Origin of the sequence: Pseudomonas khorasanensis (assembly GCF_014268505.2) — a bacterium.
Lineage (GTDB): Bacteria > Pseudomonadota > Gammaproteobacteria > Pseudomonadales > Pseudomonadaceae > Aquipseudomonas > Aquipseudomonas khorasanensis.
Genome location: NZ_JABWQP020000027.1, coordinates 1 through 3,337, shown reverse-complemented (window position 1 = coordinate 3,337; position 3,337 = coordinate 1). Strand labels below are relative to the sequence as shown.

Annotated in this window: 2 rRNA genes; both read left to right on the top strand. The window is 51.1% G+C overall.

Features of this window, described 5'->3' with window-relative positions:
* Positions 1-170 precede the first annotated feature (170 nt).
* A 23S ribosomal RNA gene (locus HU727_RS25375) occupies positions 171-3,064 on the top strand.
* A gap of 167 nt (positions 3,065-3,231) precedes the next feature.
* Positions 3,232-3,337: ribosomal RNA gene (gene rrf, locus HU727_RS25370) — 5S ribosomal RNA — on the top strand; the annotation flags it as partial.

Sequence of the window (3,337 nt, the reverse complement as noted above, 5' to 3'; positions counted from 1 at the left end):
TAGATCGTTCTTTAAAAATTTGGGTATGTGATAGAAAGATAGACTGAACGTTACTTTCACTGGTAACGGATCAGGCTAAGGTAAAATTTGTGAGTTACTCTGAATTGAGTATTATCGAATTTTCGGCGAATGTCGTCTTCACAGTATAACCAGATTGCTTGGGGTTATATGGTCAAGTGAAGAAGCGCATACGGTGGATGCCTTGGCAGTCAGAGGCGATGAAAGACGTGGTAGCCTGCGAAAAGCTTCGGGGAGTCGGCAAACAGACTTTGATCCGGAGATGTCTGAATGGGGGAACCCAGCCATCATAAGATGGTTATCTTGTACTGAATACATAGGTGCAAGAGGCGAACCAGGGGAACTGAAACATCTAAGTACCCTGAGGAAAAGAAATCAACCGAGATTCCCTTAGTAGTGGCGAGCGAACGGGGACTAGCCCTTAAGTGGCTTTGAGATTAGCGGAACGCTCTGGAAAGTGCGGCCATAGTGGGTGATAGCCCTGTACGCGAAAATCTCTTGGTCATGAAATCGAGTAGGACGGAGCACGAGAAACTTTGTCTGAATATGGGGGGACCATCCTCCAAGGCTAAATACTACTGACTGACCGATAGTGAACTAGTACCGTGAGGGAAAGGCGAAAAGAACCCCGGAGAGGGGAGTGAAATAGATCCTGAAACCGTATGCGTACAAGCAGTGGGAGCCCACTTTGTTGGGTGACTGCGTACCTTTTGTATAATGGGTCAGCGACTTATTTTCAGTGGCGAGCTTAACCGAATAGGGGAGGCGTAGCGAAAGCGAGTCTTAATAGGGCGTCTAGTCGCTGGGAATAGACCCGAAACCGGGCGATCTATCCATGGGCAGGTTGAAGGTTGGGTAACACTAACTGGAGGACCGAACCGACTACCGTTGAAAAGTTAGCGGATGACCTGTGGATCGGAGTGAAAGGCTAATCAAGCTCGGAGATAGCTGGTTCTCCTCGAAAGCTATTTAGGTAGCGCCTCATGTATCACTGTAGGGGGTAGAGCACTGTTTCGGCTAGGGGGTCATCCCGACTTACCAAACCGATGCAAACTCCGAATACCTACAAGTGCCGAGCATGGGAGACACACGGCGGGTGCTAACGTCCGTCGTGAAAAGGGAAACAACCCAGACCGTCAGCTAAGGTCCCAAAGTTATGGTTAAGTGGGAAACGATGTGGGAAGGCTTAGACAGCTAGGAGGTTGGCTTAGAAGCAGCCACCCTTTAAAGAAAGCGTAATAGCTCACTAGTCGAGTCGGCCTGCGCGGAAGATGTAACGGGGCTCAAACCATACACCGAAGCTACGGGTATCACCTTAGGGTGATGCGGTAGAGGAGCGTTCTGTAAGCCTGTGAAGGTGAGTTGAGAAGCTTGCTGGAGGTATCAGAAGTGCGAATGCTGACATGAGTAACGACAATGGGTGTGAAAAACACCCACGCCGAAAGACCAAGGTTTCCTGCGCAACGTTAATCGACGCAGGGTTAGTCGGTCCCTAAGGCGAGGCTGAAAAGCGTAGTCGATGGAAAACAGGTTAATATTCCTGTACTTCTGGTTATTGCGATGGAGGGACGGAGAAGGCTAGGCCAGCTTGGCGTTGGTTGTCCAAGTTTAAGGTGGTAGGCTGAGATCTTAGGTAAATCCGGGATCTTAAGGCCGAGAGCTGATGACGAGTCACCCTTTGGGTGACGAAGTGGTTGATGCCATGCTTCCAAGAAAAGCTTCTAAGCTTCAGGTAACCAGGAACCGTACCCCAAACCGACACAGGTGGTTGGGTAGAGAATACCAAGGCGCTTGAGAGAACTCGGGTGAAGGAACTAGGCAAAATGGCACCGTAACTTCGGGAGAAGGTGCGCCGGTGAGGGTGAAGGACTTGCTCCGTAAGCTCATGCCGGTCGAAGATACCAGGCCGCTGCGACTGTTTATTAAAAACACAGCACTCTGCAAACACGAAAGTGGACGTATAGGGTGTGACGCCTGCCCGGTGCCGGAAGGTTAATTGATGGGGTTAGCTAACGCGAAGCTCTTGATCGAAGCCCCGGTAAACGGCGGCCGTAACTATAACGGTCCTAAGGTAGCGAAATTCCTTGTCGGGTAAGTTCCGACCTGCACGAATGGCGTAACGATGGCGGCGCTGTCTCCACCCGAGACTCAGTGAAATTGAAATCGCTGTGAAGATGCAGTGTATCCGCGGCTAGACGGAAAGACCCCGTGAACCTTTACTATAGCTTTGCACTGGACTTTGAATTTGCTTGTGTAGGATAGGTGGGAGGCTTTGAAGCGTGGACGCCAGTTCGCGTGGAGCCATCCTTGAAATACCACCCTGGCAACTTTGAGGTTCTAACTCAGGTCCGTTATCCGGATCGAGGACAGTGTATGGTGGGTAGTTTGACTGGGGCGGTCTCCTCCTAAAGAGTAACGGAGGAGTACGAAGGTGCGCTCAGACCGGTCGGAAATCGGTCGTAGAGTATAAAGGCAAAAGCGCGCTTGACTGCGAGACAGACACGTCGAGCAGGTACGAAAGTAGGTCTTAGTGATCCGGTGGTTCTGTATGGAAGGGCCATCGCTCAACGGATAAAAGGTACTCCGGGGATAACAGGCTGATACCGCCCAAGAGTTCATATCGACGGCGGTGTTTGGCACCTCGATGTCGGCTCATCACATCCTGGGGCTGAAGCCGGTCCCAAGGGTATGGCTGTTCGCCATTTAAAGTGGTACGCGAGCTGGGTTTAGAACGTCGTGAGACAGTTCGGTCCCTATCTGCCGTGGACGTTTGAGATTTGAGAGGGGCTGCTCCTAGTACGAGAGGACCGGAGTGGACGAACCTCTGGTGTTCCGGTTGTCACGCCAGTGGCATTGCCGGGTAGCTATGTTCGGGAAAGATAACCGCTGAAAGCATCTAAGCGGGAAACTTGCCTCAAGATGAGATCTCACTGGAACCTTGAGTTCCCTGAAGGGCCGTCGAAGACTACGACGTTGATAGGTTGGGTGTGTAAGCGCTGTGAGGCGTTGAGCTAACCAATACTAATTGCCCGTGAGGCTTGACCATATAACACCCAAGCAATTTGATACTCCGAGTTGAAAAACGAAAGAGACCAGATTGCGGTGTGTGAAGACGAAATGAACCGAAAGTTCGAATCTTGCAAACACCGAAAGCTGTCACATACCCAATTTGCTGAAGCGAGGCCATCTGGTCACGAGTCAGTACCCGAATTTCTTGACGACCATAGAGCGTTGGAACCACCTGATCCCATCCCGAACTCAGCAGTGAAACGATGCATCGCCGATGGTAGTGTGGGGTTTCCCCATGTGAGAGTAGGTC